This is a genomic window from Bartonella sp. B1098, from assembly GCF_944896145.1.
In the GTDB taxonomy this organism is placed as follows: domain Bacteria; phylum Pseudomonadota; class Alphaproteobacteria; order Rhizobiales; family Rhizobiaceae; genus Bartonella.
The window spans coordinates 873,183-891,009 of sequence record NZ_CALYLP010000002.1 but is presented as its reverse complement, the minus strand read 5'-3'; the positions used below and the strand labels follow the sequence as shown (position 1 = coordinate 891,009).

10 protein-coding genes are annotated in these 17,827 nt (G+C 37.3%); 6 read left to right on the top strand and 4 right to left on the bottom strand.

The window, feature by feature from the left end; genetic code table 11:
• Positions 1-117: 117 nt before the first annotated feature.
• From NNJ85_RS03740 to NNJ85_RS03730, 3 genes are all read left to right on the top strand, one after another.
• The gene (locus NNJ85_RS03740) at positions 118-2,082 is read left to right on the top strand and encodes an autotransporter assembly complex family protein (protein ID WP_254473637.1); all 1,965 of its coding nucleotides are present in this window, start codon (positions 118-120) and stop codon (positions 2,080-2,082) included.
• Entirely contained in the window at positions 2,082-6,734 is a 4,653-nt protein-coding gene (locus tag NNJ85_RS03735) for a translocation/assembly module TamB domain-containing protein (RefSeq protein WP_254473635.1), read from the top strand. Before NNJ85_RS03740 ends, NNJ85_RS03735 begins: the two co-directional genes overlap by 1 nt.
• A gap of 561 nt (positions 6,735-7,295) precedes the next feature.
• A complete protein-coding gene (locus NNJ85_RS03730) occupies positions 7,296-7,460 on the top strand; it encodes a hypothetical protein (RefSeq protein WP_254473634.1) in 165 nt (54 codons plus the stop codon).
• A 777-nt stretch (positions 7,461-8,237) separates the two neighbouring features.
• On the opposite strand, the gene NNJ85_RS03725 is transcribed toward NNJ85_RS03730, so the two are convergent.
• Complete coding sequence (locus NNJ85_RS03725) at positions 8,238-10,004, bottom strand: ABC transporter ATP-binding protein (RefSeq protein ID WP_254473633.1); 1,767 nt, start codon at positions 10,002-10,004, stop codon at positions 8,238-8,240.
• 1,500 nt (positions 10,005-11,504) lie between these two features.
• Complete coding sequence (gene infC, locus NNJ85_RS03720) at positions 11,505-12,023, bottom strand: translation initiation factor IF-3 (RefSeq protein ID WP_254473632.1); 519 nt, start codon at positions 12,021-12,023, stop codon at positions 11,505-11,507.
• A 194-nt stretch (positions 12,024-12,217) separates the two neighbouring features.
• Here infC and NNJ85_RS03715 point away from each other — a divergent pair, with 194 nt between their 5' ends.
• The 3 genes from NNJ85_RS03715 to dapE all read left to right on the top strand — a co-directional run bounded on the left by NNJ85_RS03715 (position 12,218) and on the right by dapE (position 15,171).
• A complete protein-coding gene (locus NNJ85_RS03715) occupies positions 12,218-12,997 on the top strand; it encodes a carboxylesterase (protein WP_254473631.1) in 780 nt (259 codons plus the stop codon).
• Between the two features lie 32 nt (positions 12,998-13,029).
• On the top strand, positions 13,030-13,776 hold the full coding sequence (locus NNJ85_RS03710) for a M48 family metallopeptidase (protein WP_254473630.1): 747 nt from the start codon (positions 13,030-13,032) through the stop codon (positions 13,774-13,776).
• A 222-nt stretch (positions 13,777-13,998) separates the two neighbouring features.
• Entirely contained in the window at positions 13,999-15,171 is a 1,173-nt protein-coding gene (dapE, locus tag NNJ85_RS03705; protein ID WP_254473629.1) for a succinyl-diaminopimelate desuccinylase, read from the top strand.
• Positions 15,172-15,600: 429 nt separating this feature from the next.
• Here the strand turns inward: dapE and hemW are convergent, their stop codons facing one another.
• Both hemW and rdgB read right to left on the bottom strand, forming a co-directional pair.
• Positions 15,601-16,800 carry a radical SAM family heme chaperone HemW gene (gene hemW, locus NNJ85_RS03700; RefSeq protein WP_254473628.1) on the bottom strand — a complete coding sequence of 400 codons (1,200 nt, stop codon included), beginning with the start codon at positions 16,798-16,800 and terminating at the stop codon, positions 15,601-15,603.
• Entirely contained in the window at positions 16,797-17,444 is a 648-nt protein-coding gene (rdgB, locus tag NNJ85_RS03695) for an RdgB/HAM1 family non-canonical purine NTP pyrophosphatase (protein WP_254473626.1), read from the bottom strand. The genes hemW and rdgB overlap by 4 nt, the downstream gene beginning before the upstream one ends.
• Between the last annotated feature and the right edge of the window lie 383 nt (positions 17,445-17,827).

Below are 17,827 nucleotides of genomic sequence, written 5' to 3'. Positions count from 1 at the left end.
AGAGTGTTATTTGATGTGATAAAACGTATAAAGCATGCGAAGTAGTCATATTTACCTTTTTTATTTTATATTATTTAAAGTGTAGTAGATGCAAAGTGTATTAAAGGTATCTGATTTATGGTATACCAAGCAAGAATTTTGTTAAAATCAGGAACTGTACGCTGTGTATTTATAGGCTTGTGTTTCGCTTTTGCTTTTCCACAGCCACTTGCTGCATTTGATTTTTTCGGCATCCCTCTTTTTGGTCAAAAGAAAACAAATTCTTCTTCACATTCTGTTAAAAGTACAGAGAGATTTTACAAAGTTGATATTGTTACGCCACCAGGGGCGCCATCGGAAGGCATAAAAATAGTTAAATCTGTCTCTTCTCTTTTTGCAGATAAAGAGAAAGCATCTGCGAGTTCTTCTGGTTTGTTAGCCAAAGCGCGTTCAGATTATCGTGCTATTCTTTCTGCTCTTTATGCTGATGGGCGCTATGGTGGTGTTATTAGTATTAAAATTAATGGCTTAGAAGCTGCTGATTTAAGTCCAGTAACGCAACTTCCAGTACAGTCCAATATTGTTATTACGATTAATGCTGGTCCACAATATGTTTTTAGTATTGCAGATATTGATAAAGTAGCGCCTCCTGAAAAGCGTAAAGCGCATAAAATGCCTACAATTGAAGAATTGGGCTATAAAGTTGGAGCTATTGCCAAATCTGAAACCATTTTGAAAGCAGAAAAATGGGCAGTAGAAGGATGGCGTCAACAAGGTTATGCGAAAGCTAAAATTATAAAAAATGAGATCGTGGCTGATCATGCTGCGTTGCGTATTGAAGGAAGGATTGTTGTTGATTCTGGACAAAAGGCTCATTATGGTCCTTTAAGTGTCCGTAATATAAGTAAGGAACCACGTGTCGATTCAGCTTATATCGCATGGATGACCGGATTGAAACCCGGCCAGAAATACGGTTCCGATGCGTTAGCTAAGGCAAATGAACGTCTTGCACGTCTTGGTGTTTTTCGTGCGATCAATATCCGTGAGGCTGATACCATTAACCCAGATGGCAGTTTACCGCTTATGCTTATTGTACAAGAACGTAAGCCGCGTCGTTTTGGTGTAGGGGGTAGTTATTCAACATTAGATGGTGCTGGTTTTGAAGCTTATTGGATGCATAACAATCTTTTTGGTCATGCAGAAGTCCTTAAAATTGAAACAAAAATAAGTGGTGTTGGCAGCAACAAAAAACAATCATATAATTTTAAAAATTTTGATTATCTTTTCGGTAGTACATTTATAAAACCTGGTGTACTCACACCTGATACAGATCTCAGGTCAGAATTAAAAATACAGCAAGGTGTTCTGGAAAATTATACAACGAAAGCTATCAAAGGGAAATTAGGTATTACGCATATTTTCAGTAGTAATCTATCAGGACAGGCTGCTATAGAAGTTTCAAATGGTTACTCACGTGATATCTATTTTGGAAGCCGTAATTTTACAACAATTGGTTTTCCTAGCGGTTTGATTTATGATAGTCGTAATAATAAGTTCAATGCAACAAAAGGTTTATATGGTGAAGTTCTCATTGAACCCTTTTATGAGATGCGTTTTAGCAATTTTGTTGCAAAAGTAACAGCAGAAGGTCGTTCTTATTGGGCGTTGGATGAAGGGGATCGTTTTGTTTTTGCTGCGCGGGCAAAGTTTGGTACAATTCTTGGGAATAATACAGCACAAGTCCCTGCGGATACGCTCTTTTTTTCTGGTGGTGGGGGCTCTGTTCGTGGTTATGCTTATCGTAATATTGGTATCAAAACAGAAAATGATGCGATTGTTGGCGGACGGGCGCTTATTGAGGGATCGGCAGAATTGCGTGTTTCTTTAAATGATAAAATAGGATTTGTCAGTTTTCTTGATGGAGGCCTCGTAGGGGAAAAGGCGAATTTTGATTTTTCTCAAAAAATTAAATGGGGAGCCGGTATAGGAGGTCGTTATATGACAGGTCTTGGTCCTTTACGCGTTGATTTAGCCTTTCCTTTAAAAAGGGAGCAGGGTGATCCTCGCATTGGTTTTTATGTAGGTATAGGACAAGCATTTTAATGAAAAAAAGCGTACGTTTATCAGCTTTCTTTTTTGGATTTGTGTTTTTTTTGGTCGGTGGTTTTGTTCTTGCGCAAAAAGAAGGCCATCTTCCCTCTAGCGAAGAGACAGCAGATGATCGTTCATGGTTTGTTTCTTTAATTGAAAGCAAGCTTTCAGCACCTAATCGTCAAGTTCGCTTGCACAATATGCAAGGAGCGCTGTCTTCTCAAACAACAATTGATGCGATTACTGTCAGTGATAAAAAGGGGATTTGGCTTAAAATTACTAATGCCAAAATGGATTGGAATCGTCTAGAGTTGCTAAGAGGGCGGATGGATATTAATCAGCTTTCGGCAGAACAGATTACGCTTTTACGCAAACCACAAGGCAATTCTTCTTTTATTTCTTCTCTTGAGACGGGGAGGTTTTCTTTACCAAAACTGCCGCTTGCTCTTTCGATCAATACACTGGCAGCTCAACATGTGACATTTGAACAGAATCTTTTTGGTTTTTCTGCTGATATGTCCTTGGAAGGCACTGTCACTGTGGCGAGTGGTGATTTTGATGTTGATATAGCGGCGCATCGTTTAGATGCACCGGGGTCTTTTTCTGTCCTTACCAAGATATCAGAGAACAATCGTACTGCTCAAATTGATATCTCTGCTGATGAACCGCAAAATGGTATTTTGGCGAATGTTTTTAACATTGAACAACGTCCAGCATTAAATCTTGCCATTAAAGGTGATGGTACTTTTGATGATTTGGTTATCAAGCTTTCTTTAGAAGCCGATCATCATTCTATTTTAGATGGGAATGTTATGCTTGCAAGTTTTTCAGAAGGACACAGTTTTTCTATGAAACTAGAGGGGACACTAAGCCCTTTAATACCTTCTCAATATCGTCATCTCTTCGCATCTGATATAACATTAAAAGCAGAGGCAAGAAGGACAAGAGAAGGGATGACACACCTTGATCAGATGGTTCTTCAGAGCAACACAATGAATGTTGTCGCCAATGGTGAAATAACCGCCGATGGTTTTTTGCGTCAGCTTTTTATTGATGGCAAAATAGCTCTTGATAACGAAAAGGAGTTTGTTCATTTGCCCATATCAGAGGCGTTAAAACCTGCGAATAATGTTGCTTTGAACATTGACTATGGTCGTGAAGGACAACAATCTTGGAATGGGCGGCTGGTTGTCCATCATTTTAGCAATAAAAATATTTATATTCGCGATGCGGTTTTTGATATGGGAGGAGTAAGCGAAAATCTTGATAATGCGGCTTCTCGTCATGTTGGTGTTCAGGTTAATGGAACGCTTCAAGGGGTTAAAAAGATTAAAGGAGGGATCGTAGAAGATTTAAGGCAAGCGGTTCATGTACATTTAGATACGGATATTGTTTCGAATAAACCAATTTTGATTCATGATCTTAGTGTTACATCTCAGGGCTTTTCTTCTTGGTTAAAAGGGACAATGGAGAATTTTATTTTTAAAGGTGATCTTGGGTTAAAAGCCCAAACACTAACTCCTTTAGAAGTATTCAGTAAACAACCCCTCTCTGGTAGTGCAGATATTAAAGCCAAAGGAACGATTGGTTTATTGAGTGGCATTTTTGATCTGAAATTATCAGGAATGGCTGACAATATGAAAATAGGTGTGCAACCTTTTAATCGTTTATTCAACGGAAATATCACTCTTTCAGGTGGTATTGCTCGCAATACGATGGGCTTTATTTTACGTCATTTGAATTTGAAAAATCAATATACGAACATACAAGCTAATGGTTATTTTTCGGATGAAAGCGCTAAAATGGACTTATCTGCTCAGATATCTGATCTCGCCAAATTAGATCCGAAGATAAGTGGAGCACTTACAATTCAAGGGACAGCAAGAGGGCGCAATAGCCATATAAAGCTCAATACAAGTGCTTATATTGCTGAAGCGTTCGTTATAGGGAAGAAACTTCAAAACACAACACTTAATATAAAGGCACTTATAGATAATACAGCACCCGTTACTTCTTTAACGGGGGATGTAAAAGGTGAAGGAGTTTTTGCTCATAAACCTCTATATTTATCTGCTTCTTTTAAGGATTCTCATAAGATTCGAAAACTTGAGAATATTGATATTAAAGGGGGAAGTGCAAAAATAACGGGTGATCTTTCTCAACAATTTGAAGGTTTTTTGAAAGGAGCGCTGCATATTGATGCCGATGATATTTCAGTGCTTTCAGCGTTATTTTTACAGGATGGTAGTGGAGAAGTAAAAGGAGATTTTATTTTTGATGAACAACATGGCAGACAAAAAGCCCATGTGAAGGCGCATGTTAACCATTTGAATTTTGCCAAGAATAAAATAAAAAAACTGGCAATCGATGCCGACATATTTGATCCTTTTGGCACAACTCAGTTTGAAGGTGTTATCAATGCAGAGCATATCCAAACTCCTTTGATAATGGTTAACCGTTTAAAAGCTCACGCTAATAGAAATGATGAACAAACGGTTTTTACTGTCCAAGCGATGTTGCATGATGCTCTTAATGCTCAGCTTTCTGGTCGAGTAATGGGTGTAGAACTTCCAAAAGGCATAAAACGAGAAGTGCAAATTGAAACTGTAGATTTAAAACAACACCATTTTCATGCAACATTGCCGAAACCATCAATCATTGTTTTTGATAAAGATGGGATAACAATCAATGAATTAGGAATTGCAATAAATGGCGGTAAAATTACCCTTGCAGGGAATATTCAAGATACCCTGAATTTGCAACTTACCGTGGATTCTCTTCCTGCTACTTTAGCCAATCTGTGGAAATCCGATCTTGGAGCAGCAGGGAGTGTAACAGGAAAGGTTATGATTCGTGGTCATTTAAAAAAACCTGATATAACCTACGATGTAAGAGGTGAGGATCTGACAACTATTGCTCTTCAAGATAAAAAAATTATGCCTTTTTCGCTTTCTGCTACGGGGAAAACCTTAGATCAAAACCTTACTTTGAATGCAAGTTTAACAGGAGAAGGAGTACAAGCACAAGCTCAAGGGCTGGTATCTTTAGAGAAAGACAAACTTGATCTCCATATTAATTTGCAAAATTTATCTGCACGTTTGGCAAATAGCTTTATTGCAGGACAAGCGCTTGATGGGACGGTGATAGGCAAAATTGATATTGGTGGGACAATGAAGGATCCATCGGCTCATTTTGAGCTTTCTAGTCAAAGTTTAACCACTATGACGCATAAAGGACCGATGTTAATCAATATAAATACTCGTGGTTCTTATAAAAAATCGACATTGCATATTGAAAATATGATAGCAACTGGAGATAAAGGATTAGATCTTTCCATTCATGGGCCTGTTTCTCTTAATGGTTCAGAGGCAAAATTGAATGTTAAAGGAATAATGCCTCTTGATTTTGTTAATCTCTTATTAGCTAAGCGTGGTGCATATGTAACGGGTACAGCAAGAGTTGATACAGTTCTTAATGGTGCGTTATCAAAGCCACAATTTATTGGAAATATTTCTATAGCCGATGGTAGCTTTTTAGATTCAAAAACCCATGTAGGATTGAATAATATAACGCTTGAAGGCAAATTAAATGGCGATCACATTCTTATAGAGAAAGCTTCAGCTTCTTCATCTGAGGGAGGGGGGATTTCTGCTTTAGGTCGTATTTCTAATGATCTAGAGACAGATTTGATCTTTCATCTTGATAATGCCAATTATAATGATGGTTCTATGATTCTTGCAACATTGTCAGGTGAGATGACAATGACAGGTCATTTTCTCAGTGATCTTGTTATTGGGGGAAATATCATTGTTGAAAAGGCTGAAATTCTGGTTCCTGATCATTTTCAAAATGCTAAGTTTCTTGATGTCAAAAATAAGAATTTAACAAAGCCAATTCAAACAACACTTGAACGTGCTGATGTTAAGAGCACGAATAAAAGTCCTAGTGCCACAGAAGAATCATCATCTGTTGTGTTATCAAATATGCGTATTACAGCACGCAATCAATTTTTTGTACGGGGAAAAGGGTTAGATGCCGAACTGGGAGGGCGCATTAATTTAGCGGGTCCATTAAATGATGTGCATCCAGTGGGTGAATTTAGAATGATTCGTGGACGTTTTGATATTCTTTCACAACATCTTAATTTTGATCAAGGACAAGCGAGTTTTAGCGGTAATCTTAATCCTACGGTTTATTTTGTAACCAACAATACCAGTGGTGACATTCGTGTCACTGTAACTGTAAGTGGAACGATTGATAATCTTGATATTAATTTTTCTTCACAACCGCATTTGCCACAGGATGAGATTTTGGCGCGTTTGATTTTTAATCGCTCTCTTAATGAACTATCACCATTTCAGATTGCGCAACTTGCAGCCGCTGCCGCTGATCTTGCAGGGGGGGCTAATACATCTTTGTTGAACACTTTACGAACTAAAATTGGACTTGATGATCTTGATGTTATCGTTAATGAAAAGGGTAACACAGGTTTACGCATTGGACGCTACATACACAATAACATTTATTTAGGCTTTGAAGCAGGATCTGATGGAACGACGAAAGGGACAATTAATTTGGATATTTCGCGTCACCTCAAAGCTAAAGGTTCTATAGGAAATGAACAAAATTCGAGTATTGGTCTCTTTTATGAAAGAGACTACTAAAGATTAAAGTTTAAAAAACAAGTTCTTTATTTTTTCTCTTTCATTTCTTGGGCTGGGAAGGAAGCTTAGACTAGAAATATACTCAAAGGAGAAGTGTTTTATTGCGATGTTAAGAGAACGATCTAAAATAGTTTATTTTTTGTTTATGACAGTCTCTAAAGAGACAAAATCTTCATGAAAGAGAGCATATTATTTTACTGATTTATATTTATTTTAGAAAAATACTTAAACCTCATTTTCAAGCCCATTTCATGCTGTTGACTAAAGAGTGTATTATATACGACATATTGATTTATAAAATTAATTTATCTTTATTCACCTTGAATTAGAACTTTGAATGCCGTAAGCTACTCTCATTGCAAATCTCTCCCATATTAAAGCAATCAAAAGCATTTTCTTGTATATTACAAGTAGAGAAGTCTGCGTGGTAAAAACGATTAAGAAATTTCTCAAAATACCTCCTATGAATCATCTCGAGAACTAAGGGCTGTCGCAATACCCACGAGCTGACAAAATGTTTGAAAGATGCTGGCTTGTTATCCCATGAGCGTAAAGATGGAGGTGCTCAAATGGATTTATCGTTATACAATTTCACGGATGTTGTCGCAAAATGAGTTTGGAAGAATATTGAGAGACGTCTCTTTAAAACAAGTCGGTGAATTTGCAACAGAATGTCATTTTGTTTTACATGAAGGACGTGCGCTCATTAGAGAACGCGATAAATAAAAGCATGAGGCAAGCATAGAATTTATAAAATATCGATTTTATTTTCAAACGCAGTTAAAGCAATCTACAACAGTCAAAAGTCTTAGAATAAATCCTTTCTTATTTTTTAAATCTTTTTCTTTTACGCTGAGTGTATCTATAATTTGCAGCACATTTTTTGTAATTGATAGCTTACCTTGTTGCGCTATAGAAGACAGTCATTTTAGGGGTAGTAATAGTAAGGCGTGTAGCCTTTGACCAAGTATTTTGAAAGTATGTGGATGTATAGTTAGGGGTGGTCTTATTCGTTGAGCCTTGTATACGTGAATCACATAAGTCATTATCGGGTGGAATGAATTCAATAAGAATCTGTATTGTCTATAAATTAGATTGAGTAGGAATCTTCGTCCTTTTAAGATGTTAAGAGAAAAAATTGTTAGCGTAGAGATAAATATGAATAAGGTGGCATCAACCTAGATTCCTTATCCTTCGTGGAATTTTTTTTCAGAACTTGATGGTATCCTCTCTTTAGGATTGGTAAAATTTAAGAATGTTTCATCACTTTCTTAAAAAGAGAAGAAGGTTTTTGTTCTCATTGCATGATTAAAAATCCATGGCATTCAACACAATAAAAGGAAAGGTTTTTATCTAAATCCAAGAAGTTTATTTTCAATAAATCATAAATTTTTTGCCAATTCTTAATTGAAATAATACTCTCCCTTGGTAATTCTGTTTTTACAAGTGGAACGTTAGCTTCTATTCATTTTTTACTTTAAATCTTCTTTAAATACCTAGAAATTAAGACGTGTGCTTTTTGAACTGGATATTATGAAGTTTTTTATAAAACCCATGTTCTTTTGCGAGTAATTCTTTCTGAGTTCCTTGTTCAATTAGTTGTCCATTTTGTATGACCACAATTTTATGAGCACGAGCAATCGTTGAAAGGCGATGCGCAATAATGATCGTTGTGCGCCCTTTGGTAAGGTGATGAATGGCTTCATTGATTTGTGCTTCGGTGTGTGAATCAAGAGCGCTTGTTGCTTCATCAAGAATCAGAATTTCACTATCGTGAATCATTGCTCTAGCAATAGCAAGGCGTTGTTTTTGTCCCCCCGAAAGATTACAACCATTATCGCCTATCTGTGTATCATAACCATTTGGCAAATTCATAATAAAATCATGAGCATTTGCTGCTTTTGCTGCTGCGATAATTTCATCATCACGAGCGCCTTCTTTTCCAAGCCCAATATTATATTTAACGGTTCCTTGAAAGAGAAAAGTATCTTGCCCTACGTAGGCCATCAGGTTTCTCAGAGAACGAAATGTTGTGTAGCGGATGTCTTGATCATTAATCAATATGCGTCCTTTTGTGGGGTCATAGAGGCGCATAATAAGATTGATAAGGGTTGATTTTCCTGAACCAGATGGTCCTACCAACGCTGTCATTTTTCCAGATTCTATTTCTAGATTAATGTCTTTCAATACCATTTTATTATCAGTGTATGCAAAAGAAACATCCTCGAAATGAATAGCTCCTTGCGTTTTATTTAGATCTTTAGCTTCTTTATGTTCTATAACAGTAAGGGGACGATCGAGTATTGCAAACATTGTACGGATATTGACCAAGCCAGATTCAATTTTGACACGGACATTTGCTAGTCTTTTTGCGGGTTCATAAGCTAAAAGTAAAGCAACAATAAAGGACATAAATTCACCTTGAACACCTGAGCGTTGGGTAGCAAGGTATCCGGAAAAACAGATAATACCCGCAATGGCGACACCTGTGAGTGTTTCCATAATTGGATTGGTAATCGCTTCAAGTGTTGCAATATTGTTTGTTTGTTTTTCAACATCCCAAATGGCTTTGTCCATCCTTTTTTTCATAACTTCTTCTAGTGAAAAAGCCTTAATGACTCGAATGCCAACAGCCGTTTCCTGGACGATTTTGATAATTTCACCAAGTGAAAGAAGTTCTTTTTCCATAAGGCGGCGAACGCGTTTTAAAGCCATTCGAACACCTAAAAAAGCCAGTGGTCCTACGATTAAAGTAATGGAGATTAACACAAAGTTTTGAATGAACATGACGAGCAACAAACCACTAACGGAGAGCAAATCACGCACAAAAGTTGTGATAATCGTATCAATAATATTACGCACAGCTGTTGCATTATGGGTTACGCGAACAAGCAAATCAGATGACGTATTATTGTGATAAAAAGAGACACCTTGTTCCATAAGGCGCGCATAAATTTTGCGCTGTTGTTCAGCAATGATACTGTTGCCTGCTTTGCTTAAAAAGTAAGTTTGGGCAAAAGTTGCAATCCCTTTAAGAATAAAGATAAAAGCAATGAAGCTAGAAATCAAAACGATCATAGCAAAATTTTGCGCATCAACAATATAATTAACAACATCACGCATAATCCATGCACTGGTTGCCGTTGTGCAGGAAATGATGATCATTGAAATAATCGCTGCACTGTACCAACGCGCATGTTTATGAAAATTTTCTCGCAAAAGGCGGATAATAAGATGTTTATCAAAAGAGGAAAGTTGTTTTTTGGCCATGAAGTGCTTCTATATTTTCTTGTTGTTTTATGCAAGATTGAAGCGCTCTTAATTAAAGCTCCTTAATCTTTTTTACAAAAAGAGCCTTCTTCTTTCAATGTGCGTCATGTTCTTTCATGCGATAACGTTTCGTATAACGTGAAATTCTTCAGAAATGGTCTGTGCCCTATAGACACCATCTATAAGATATAAGCTGATACCATTACTCTATTGGCATTTGCATATTGCAACAATCTCCCTTAGTCGCTTGAAAAGTTTCATAAGAGGATAATGATTTCTTTCTATGCACATCATATCCCCTATGATGCACAAGTGAGTATTTTTGTTTGATTTCATATTAAAAGATTTGAAAGGAGAGAATTCTACGATATTCACTTCTCTTATTCAAGGAGCAAAAATATAAATTATTATCATTAATTAATATGTTATTCTATTCCGCTCCATGTAAAATATCGCGCAAGAAATTTTTTATGCTTTGAGCATTTATAAATATATCATTTTCATCCTATAATGTTGCGTATACGCTTTATCCTATTACATTCAGAAGGTTAGGTTAAAACCAAAGAAATAAAAAATTTTTAAAGGCTTTGGTGATGAATCAACAAAACAACCTCTCTTTAAAAGAGATAGTGGCTAAAGTTGCTGAGAATGCTGACAGTAGAGTGGATAATAAGGGGAAATTTTTAATGAGGAGATGATCGCTGATTTGAAAAAATAAACACAGGTTGTCCACTGGCTTATTGAATACAGTTTGGTAAAGTGTTGTTATTAAGCACCTCCATCTTTACGCTTATGAAGAAACAAGTCGACACCATCACACACTTTGACAGCTCGTGCGTGTAGCGATAACCGCTGGCACTCGAGACGATTTATGAGAGGCATTTTTACTCTTTTTTTGTATAGTTTTTCTTCACACAATTCTCTTCACTTGTAATGTGCAAGCAAGCGATTTTGATTGATTCAACATGAAACAGATTTGAAATGAAAGAATCCTACAATCTTCGGGACTCTTATTCAACATGCAAAACAATGAATTGTTTTATAAACCAATACGTTGCCATTGCAAGTAACAGATGATGGTGGTAGTGCTAAAAGGCACCATTATCTTTATGATTACGAAAGTTCAAACTAACACCCCATCATTTCTTTACCAGTTTCCATATTGCTACAGGCTTTGGCATTTTAAATGGTTTACAAAAGATATTTCTACTTTTTTAATATTTTATGCATTATCTCTGTTTGTGATGTACAAGAAAATGATTTTTTGCTGAATTCCATGAATAAGAGAGCTGAAAATGAAGAAGACCTTACGATGCTAACGCTCTCTCATTTAATATGTTCTTCTTATAAATCAAGGAAGCACTATTAAACTCTTAAAAAGATCTATACACATTTACAAAACCTTAAAAGCACCACACAACCCCATAACATGGTGCTTCTAAACGATATACTTACATGCTCATCTTGATGAGTTGTACATAGACATATTCCAATGAAAAACTATTTAGGTGCTATCACCATCATTATTTGCCGCCCTTCAAGTTTTGGCTCCAATTCAATCTTGGCAATTTCACTTGTATCTTCTTTCACACGCTGAAGAAGCTTTAATCCAAGATCTTGGTGAGCCATCTCACGACCACGAAAACGCAAAGTAATCTTTACTTTATCACCATGATCAATAAAGCGATGAACAGCCCTGAGCTTGACTCCATAATCATGAACATCAACATTCGGACGCATCTTAATCTCTTTGATTTCGATGACTTTTTGTTTTTTACGCGTCTCTGCAGCTTTTTTTTGAGTTTGATATTTTAATTTGCCCAAATCAATGATTTTACATACGGGCGGTTCGGCATTTGGTACAATTTCAACCAGATCAAGTCCAGCTTCTGCGGCCATAGCAAGAGCCTCTTGTATTGCAACAACTCCCTGATGTTGTCCTTCATCATTGATAAGCTGCACATGAGATACCCGAATATCCTGATTTGAACGTGGTCCGTCTTTTTGGGTAGGTGTCATTTTAAACGGTTTACGAATGGTTTATGCTCCTTCATTTTGATTCAATTACAGTTAATTTAATATACAATTATGTACATAAAAACAACTATAATTCGTGTATTTTTCATTATTTGATTTGTTACTTTTTTAAGTGATTTAGATTATAAAAGTTTTTCTCTTGATTTAAAGAAATTGTTTTATGGAGGAAAAGAATCATGAATCAAAATATTCCTTGCCAGTTTTTTTCATTTGAGGACACTGCTCTTGCAGTACGCCATCGCAAAGGGCACCACTCTCCAGGTTTGGTTTGGCTTCATGGCTATCAGTCCGATATGTTGGGAAGTAAGGCGATGTTGATTGATCAGTTTGCTCAAAAGCATGATTTGTCTTGTTTACGTTTTGATTACTCTGGCCATGGGGAATCTGAAGGAGATTTTTTTCAGGGAACGATTTCTCGTTGGGTGAGCGAAAGTTTAGCAGCTTTTGAAACCTATTGTGAGGGGCCGCAAATTTTGGTTGGTTCCTCTATGGGAGGATGGATTGCTTTAAGGCTTGCTATGATTCTAGCACAGAAAAATAAGAAGCTTGCTGGTATGATATTAATTGCTCCAGCGCCTGATTTTACACAAACATTGGTGGAACCAGAATTAGGCCCTGAAGAATGGAAAATTTTGGAAGAAAAAGGCTATATTGAACGACCTGCTGTTGGTGATGAGGAGCCGATGCCCTTTACAAAAAAATTGATTGAAGATGGACGCGAAAATTGTGTCATGAGAGGATGTATTGATGTTGGCTGTCCAATCCATATTCTCCAAGGAATGGAAGATGATAAGATACCTTATCAGCATACATTGACTTTACTTGATCATTTACCTCTTCATGACGTAACATTGACACTTGTGCGTGATGCAGATCACCGTTTTTCTCGTCCACAGGATTTAGATTGTCTAGAAACAGCCTTGAGATCTTTAATTAATCAGATTAATGCAAAATAAGGGGGCTATTTATTGATGATGAAGATAAATATATGAGCATTTCTAAAAAGCATTTTATTTTTTCTGATCGTGCTATCCCTATACGTGTGCGGGAGAATAAGCACGCCCGCCGTCTTACCTTACGTATTGATGCCAGCAGTCAGGAGATTTGTGTAACAACACCACCAGCGATAAATCTCTGTACGGTTGAAAGTTTTATTGAAAAACATCAGTCTTGGATTGAGATGCGCCTTAAGCGTATACAAATTTCTCATGAAAATACCTATCTCAAAGAGGGCGCAACAATTCCCTTCCTGGGTGTTTCCCATACCATAAAGCATGAGCAAGGACGTGGAGTAACAGAAATTGTTACAGAAGATGCGGAGCAAGGGCCTCAAATTATTGTTTATGGTCAATTAGAATATCTTCCAAGACGCATTGCTGATGTTTTAAAAAAACAAGCAGCACTTATTATAACACCTTTGGTGGCACATTATGCCCATCAGGTAGAGCGGAAAGTTAAATCCATTTGTTATAAAGACACGAGAAGTCGTTGGGGATCTTGTTCCATCGATAAGCGTCTTTCTTTTTCTTGGCGCCTTATTATGGCACCAAAAGAAGTTGTTGAGTATGTTGTCGCTCATGAAGTTGCTCATCTTGTTGAAATGAATCACGGACCAAGATTTTGGGCTCTTTGTGAGAAACTTTGCCCTGATAGTAAAACGTATCGTGCTTGGTTGAAAGAAAATGCTCATAGACTACACGCCATTAATTTTGATTCATATAAATTAGAGGCGTAAAAACTTGCAAATGAGAGCAATATTTAACGGAACTTTTTGTTGAGTGTTTCGTTGTATGTGTGCTTCGTCATGCATGATGAGGAAGCCATTGAAGCTCTCAGCACGATTGTCCTCCCCTGCTTGGTTTGCTGAGTGTCTTCAATGTTTTTACTTTATCTTTTTTGCCATTCAGCGTAATACCCTTAAGTTCCGATAATTTATAACAAATGGGAAGGGGTTTTTATGTCTGTTCTTACAGATCCACTTCAGCTATTACAGGCACTGATTCGTTGTCCTTCTGTTACACCTCATGAAGCAGGGGCTTTATCAACGTTGGAACAATTTTTGAAAAAAATGGGATTTCATGTTGAGCGCCCTATTTTTACGGATAAAAATACAGATAATGTTGAAAATCTTTATGCAAAAATGGGAAGCGAAGGACCCCATCTTATGTTTGCAGGTCATACGGATGTCGTACCGCCAGGTGCATTAGAAGATTGGACTTATCCACCTTTTGAAGCTGTTATAGATCAGGGGAAATTATATGGGCGGGGTGCTGTTGATATGAAAGGCGGTATTGCCTGTTTTATTGCAGCTCTCGCGCGCGTTCTTGAGAAACAATCCATTAAAGGAACGATAAGCCTTTTGATTACTGGTGATGAAGAGGGGCCTGCTGTTAATGGTACGGTAAAACTTCTCCAATGGGCAGAAGAAAAAGGCGAAAAATGGACTGCAGCTCTTGTGGGAGAACCAACAAGCGTAAAGGCTGTTGGTGATGTTATCAAAATTGGTCGTCGCGGATCGATTTCTGGGATTATTACTGTGAAAGGTCGCCAAGGTCATGTTGCTTTTCCAGAGCGGGCTGCTAATCCTTTGCCTTTGGCAAATAAGCTTATTCAAGCATTGACACAAACGGCTTTAGATCAAGGGACAGAGAATTTTCAACCCAGTAATTTAGAGCTAACAACCATTGATACCGGTAATTTGGCGGTCAATGTTATTCCAGCGCAGACAACGGTTCGTTTTAATATACGCTACAATGATCTTTGGACAAAAGAAACCTTGATGGCGGAAATTGAAAAGCGTCTTGCTTTGGTGCAATCAAAAAATAACAGCGGTCAATATCCCTCTTATCAGCTTAAATGGATTCCGAGTTTAGGGGATGTTTTTTTGACCAAAAATGATAAACTTATTCAAATTTTATCCAATGCTATTAAAAGTGTAACAGGGAGTGTGCCAGAATGCTCCACGTCTGGGGGAACTTCAGATGCGCGATTTATTAAGGATTATTGCCCCGTGGTTGAATTTGGCTTACCAGGGCAAACGATGCATATGGTTGATGAATGTGTCGCCCTTGATGCAGTGGAAACGCTCACAGTTATTTATGAGTGTTTTATTGTTGATTTTTTTGCATAAAAAAATAATTGTTTGGTTCAATAGTATCTTTATCTTATTTTACCACAAAACCCTTTTGTTCCCATAAAACATTGTCGTTTTAGGTGTTAATATATCAAGTGGTTTTAGAGTACGTGGTGCGCAATTTTAAAGCTGGAATTTTTTCTCGTAAAGCCTTCAGCTCTGTGAATCATCACCTTTACGCTTCTAAAAAAGAAAGTTAGACCATCATATATTTTCTATCTCAAAATATGACGATAGCTTTTGGCATTTGAAAGTGTTCATAAAAGTCATTTTTATCCAAAAATTCCCTTACCTTTAAGGGGTAAGTGAATGGTTGTTATTAATGTATTATAAACAGTTTTAAAAAAAATTTTACGATACTTTAGTTTCATTTTTGCTATGAAAAATAATTATGATCATTAAAATCAATATGTCGCTATAAAAACTTTAGTTTGCAAGTTGGCTGATGATGTAATCAAGAACAATACGTCCTTTGGTTGTTGCTTTTAAGCGTTGATTATCCACCATTTCTACCAATTTTTGGTGTTGTAAATCGATAAGTTTTTCCATTGGAATGCGTTTGGAGCTTAAGGTTTCATAGCGTGTAAGTTCCAAGCCTTCACAAAGGCGCAAACCCATGAGGAGCATTTCATTTGCCTGTTGCTGAAGAGTTAATCGTTCTGTTTCAATACAGCCATGCCCTGTTTGTTCGACTAATTCAAGCCACTGTTCGGGATTCTTTTCATTGATAGTGACATAACGTTCATGGTTTTCAAGGTGTGATAAAGATGTTTTTGAAAAGGTGGAAGAATGATTTGGTATGTTCTCAATAAAACGGCCGTGTGCTCCTGGACCAAAGCCTGCATATTGGTGATAACGCCAATAAAGAAGGTTGTGTGCTGATTCAGCACCAGGCATGGCATGGTTTGAGATTTCATAGGCAGGAAGTCCATACAGAGTTGTTATTTCTTGGGTAAGATGATACAGATCTGCTGCGAGCTCAGATGGGGGAAGGATAAGCCTTCCTGCATCATGAAGTCGTTTAAAGGCGGTTCCTTCTTCGATTGTTAATTGATACAGAGAAAGATGGTCTGCTGCCAAATCAATGGCTTGTACAAGTTCAGATTTCCATTGTTTAAGGGTTTGTTCGGGGCGAGCATAAATAAGATCAAAGGATAAGCGTGGAAAAATTTGCCGAGCTAAATCAATTGCATAAAGAGCTTGTTCTACATTATGGAGTCGGCCAAGTTTGCGCAATGCTTTATCATTGAGTGCTTGTATTCCTAGAGATAAGCGATTAACACCTGCAGCACGGTATCCGCGAAAACGTTCTGCTTCCACACTGGATGGATTAGCTTCCAATGTAATTTCAACTTTATCATCAAGTATCCACTTTTTTGCAAGTGCTTGCAAGAGGGCATCAACAGTTTGTGGCTCCATAAGAGAAGGGGTTCCCCCACCAATAAAAATACTCGTAATATGGCGTGGACCTATTTTATGGTATTGCGTTTCTATTTCGCGCTCAAAGGCGGTGACAAAACGCGGCTGATCAACACCATGGAGGCGAACATGTGAATTAAAGTCACAATAGGGACATTTAGCAGCACAAAAGGGCCAATGAATGTAAATGCCAAAAGGTTCATTCATGAGAATGCCAAAAGGTTTTCAGCCAAAAGTTTAAAAGCTCGTGCGCGATGTGAAAGAGGGGGAATACCATTGTGTTGCCAGCCGTGTTTTTGCTCTGTTGACATTTCTCCAAAGGTATTTTCATATCCATCTGGTAAAAAAATAGGATCAAAGCCAAAGCCTTTATCTCCCCGTGGAGGCCAAATGAATGTTCCTTCAACGTATCCGCGGAAATAATCTGCGTGAGTATCAGGCCACGCAATGCAAATGACGGATATAAAACGGCATTTTCGTTGGCTTTTTTCTCGTGCTCCGACTTTTTGGAGTTCATCTTCTATTTTTTGCATCGCTTTTGGAAAATTACGTGTACCATCGGCTTGAATCGCCCAATCAGCTGTATAAACGCCCGGTGCACCATCCAATGCATCGACCTCTAAGCCTGAATCATCAGAGAGGGCAGGGAGTCCTGTCTTTTTTGCTGCTGCAAAAGCTTTAATATAAGCATTTTCTTCAAATGTTGTTCCTGTTTCTTTTGGTTCTGGCAAGCCAAGCTCTTTTGCTGATTGTATTATTAAACCGAAAGGTGCAACCAAGGTGGTGATTTCATGTAATTTGCCGGCGTTATGCGTCGCAATGACAAGTTTTTTATCTGCTATGCTTCTCATATAGATTTCTCCAAAAATGAAAGGGGAACTATTCTTGTGCTAAGAACCAGCTTAAATGCTCATATACACACATTCTGCTTGATTTTATATGATAGAGTTATTTTACTTGTTTTATGATATTTTATTCAAATAAAAATTTTCGTATTTTGTAAAGACAATGATTAAAAAGCTATGAGAAACGATTTTTTTATGAAAGCTTTTTTATGGTAAAAAACTAATTTTCTACTTCCAGTGGTTTATAAACAAACAAGCTCTTCTTGGTAAGCTCCTAAAGAGACCAATTCCTGTCTTAAATATCCAATCACACCCTCTAATAAAAAACACTTCATGCATAATTTATATGCTTATATCATCACTCTAAAAGATGGTGTTTTATGGCTCAA

What these genes read in the sequence shown, in the direction of transcription:
- NNJ85_RS03735 (WP_254473635.1), top strand. Translation starts at nt 2,082, where the DNA reads ATGAAAAAAAGCGTACGTTTATCAGCTTTCTTTTTTGGATTTGTGTTT.
- rdgB (WP_254473626.1), bottom strand. Translation starts at nt 17,444, where the DNA reads ATGAGAAGCATAGCAGATAAAAAACTTGTCATTGCGACGCATAACGCC.
- NNJ85_RS03725 (WP_254473633.1), bottom strand. Translation starts at nt 10,004, where the DNA reads ATGGCCAAAAAACAACTTTCCTCTTTTGATAAACATCTTATTATCCGC.
- hemW (WP_254473628.1), bottom strand. Translation starts at nt 16,800, where the DNA reads ATGAATGAACCTTTTGGCATTTACATTCATTGGCCCTTTTGTGCTGCT.
- NNJ85_RS03710 (WP_254473630.1), top strand. Translation starts at nt 13,030, where the DNA reads ATGAGCATTTCTAAAAAGCATTTTATTTTTTCTGATCGTGCTATCCCT.
- NNJ85_RS03740 (WP_254473637.1), top strand. Translation starts at nt 118, where the DNA reads ATGGTATACCAAGCAAGAATTTTGTTAAAATCAGGAACTGTACGCTGT.
- infC (WP_254473632.1), bottom strand. Translation starts at nt 12,023, where the DNA reads ATGACACCTACCCAAAAAGACGGACCACGTTCAAATCAGGATATTCGG.
- NNJ85_RS03715 (WP_254473631.1), top strand. Translation starts at nt 12,218, where the DNA reads ATGAATCAAAATATTCCTTGCCAGTTTTTTTCATTTGAGGACACTGCT.
- dapE (WP_254473629.1), top strand. Translation starts at nt 13,999, where the DNA reads ATGTCTGTTCTTACAGATCCACTTCAGCTATTACAGGCACTGATTCGT.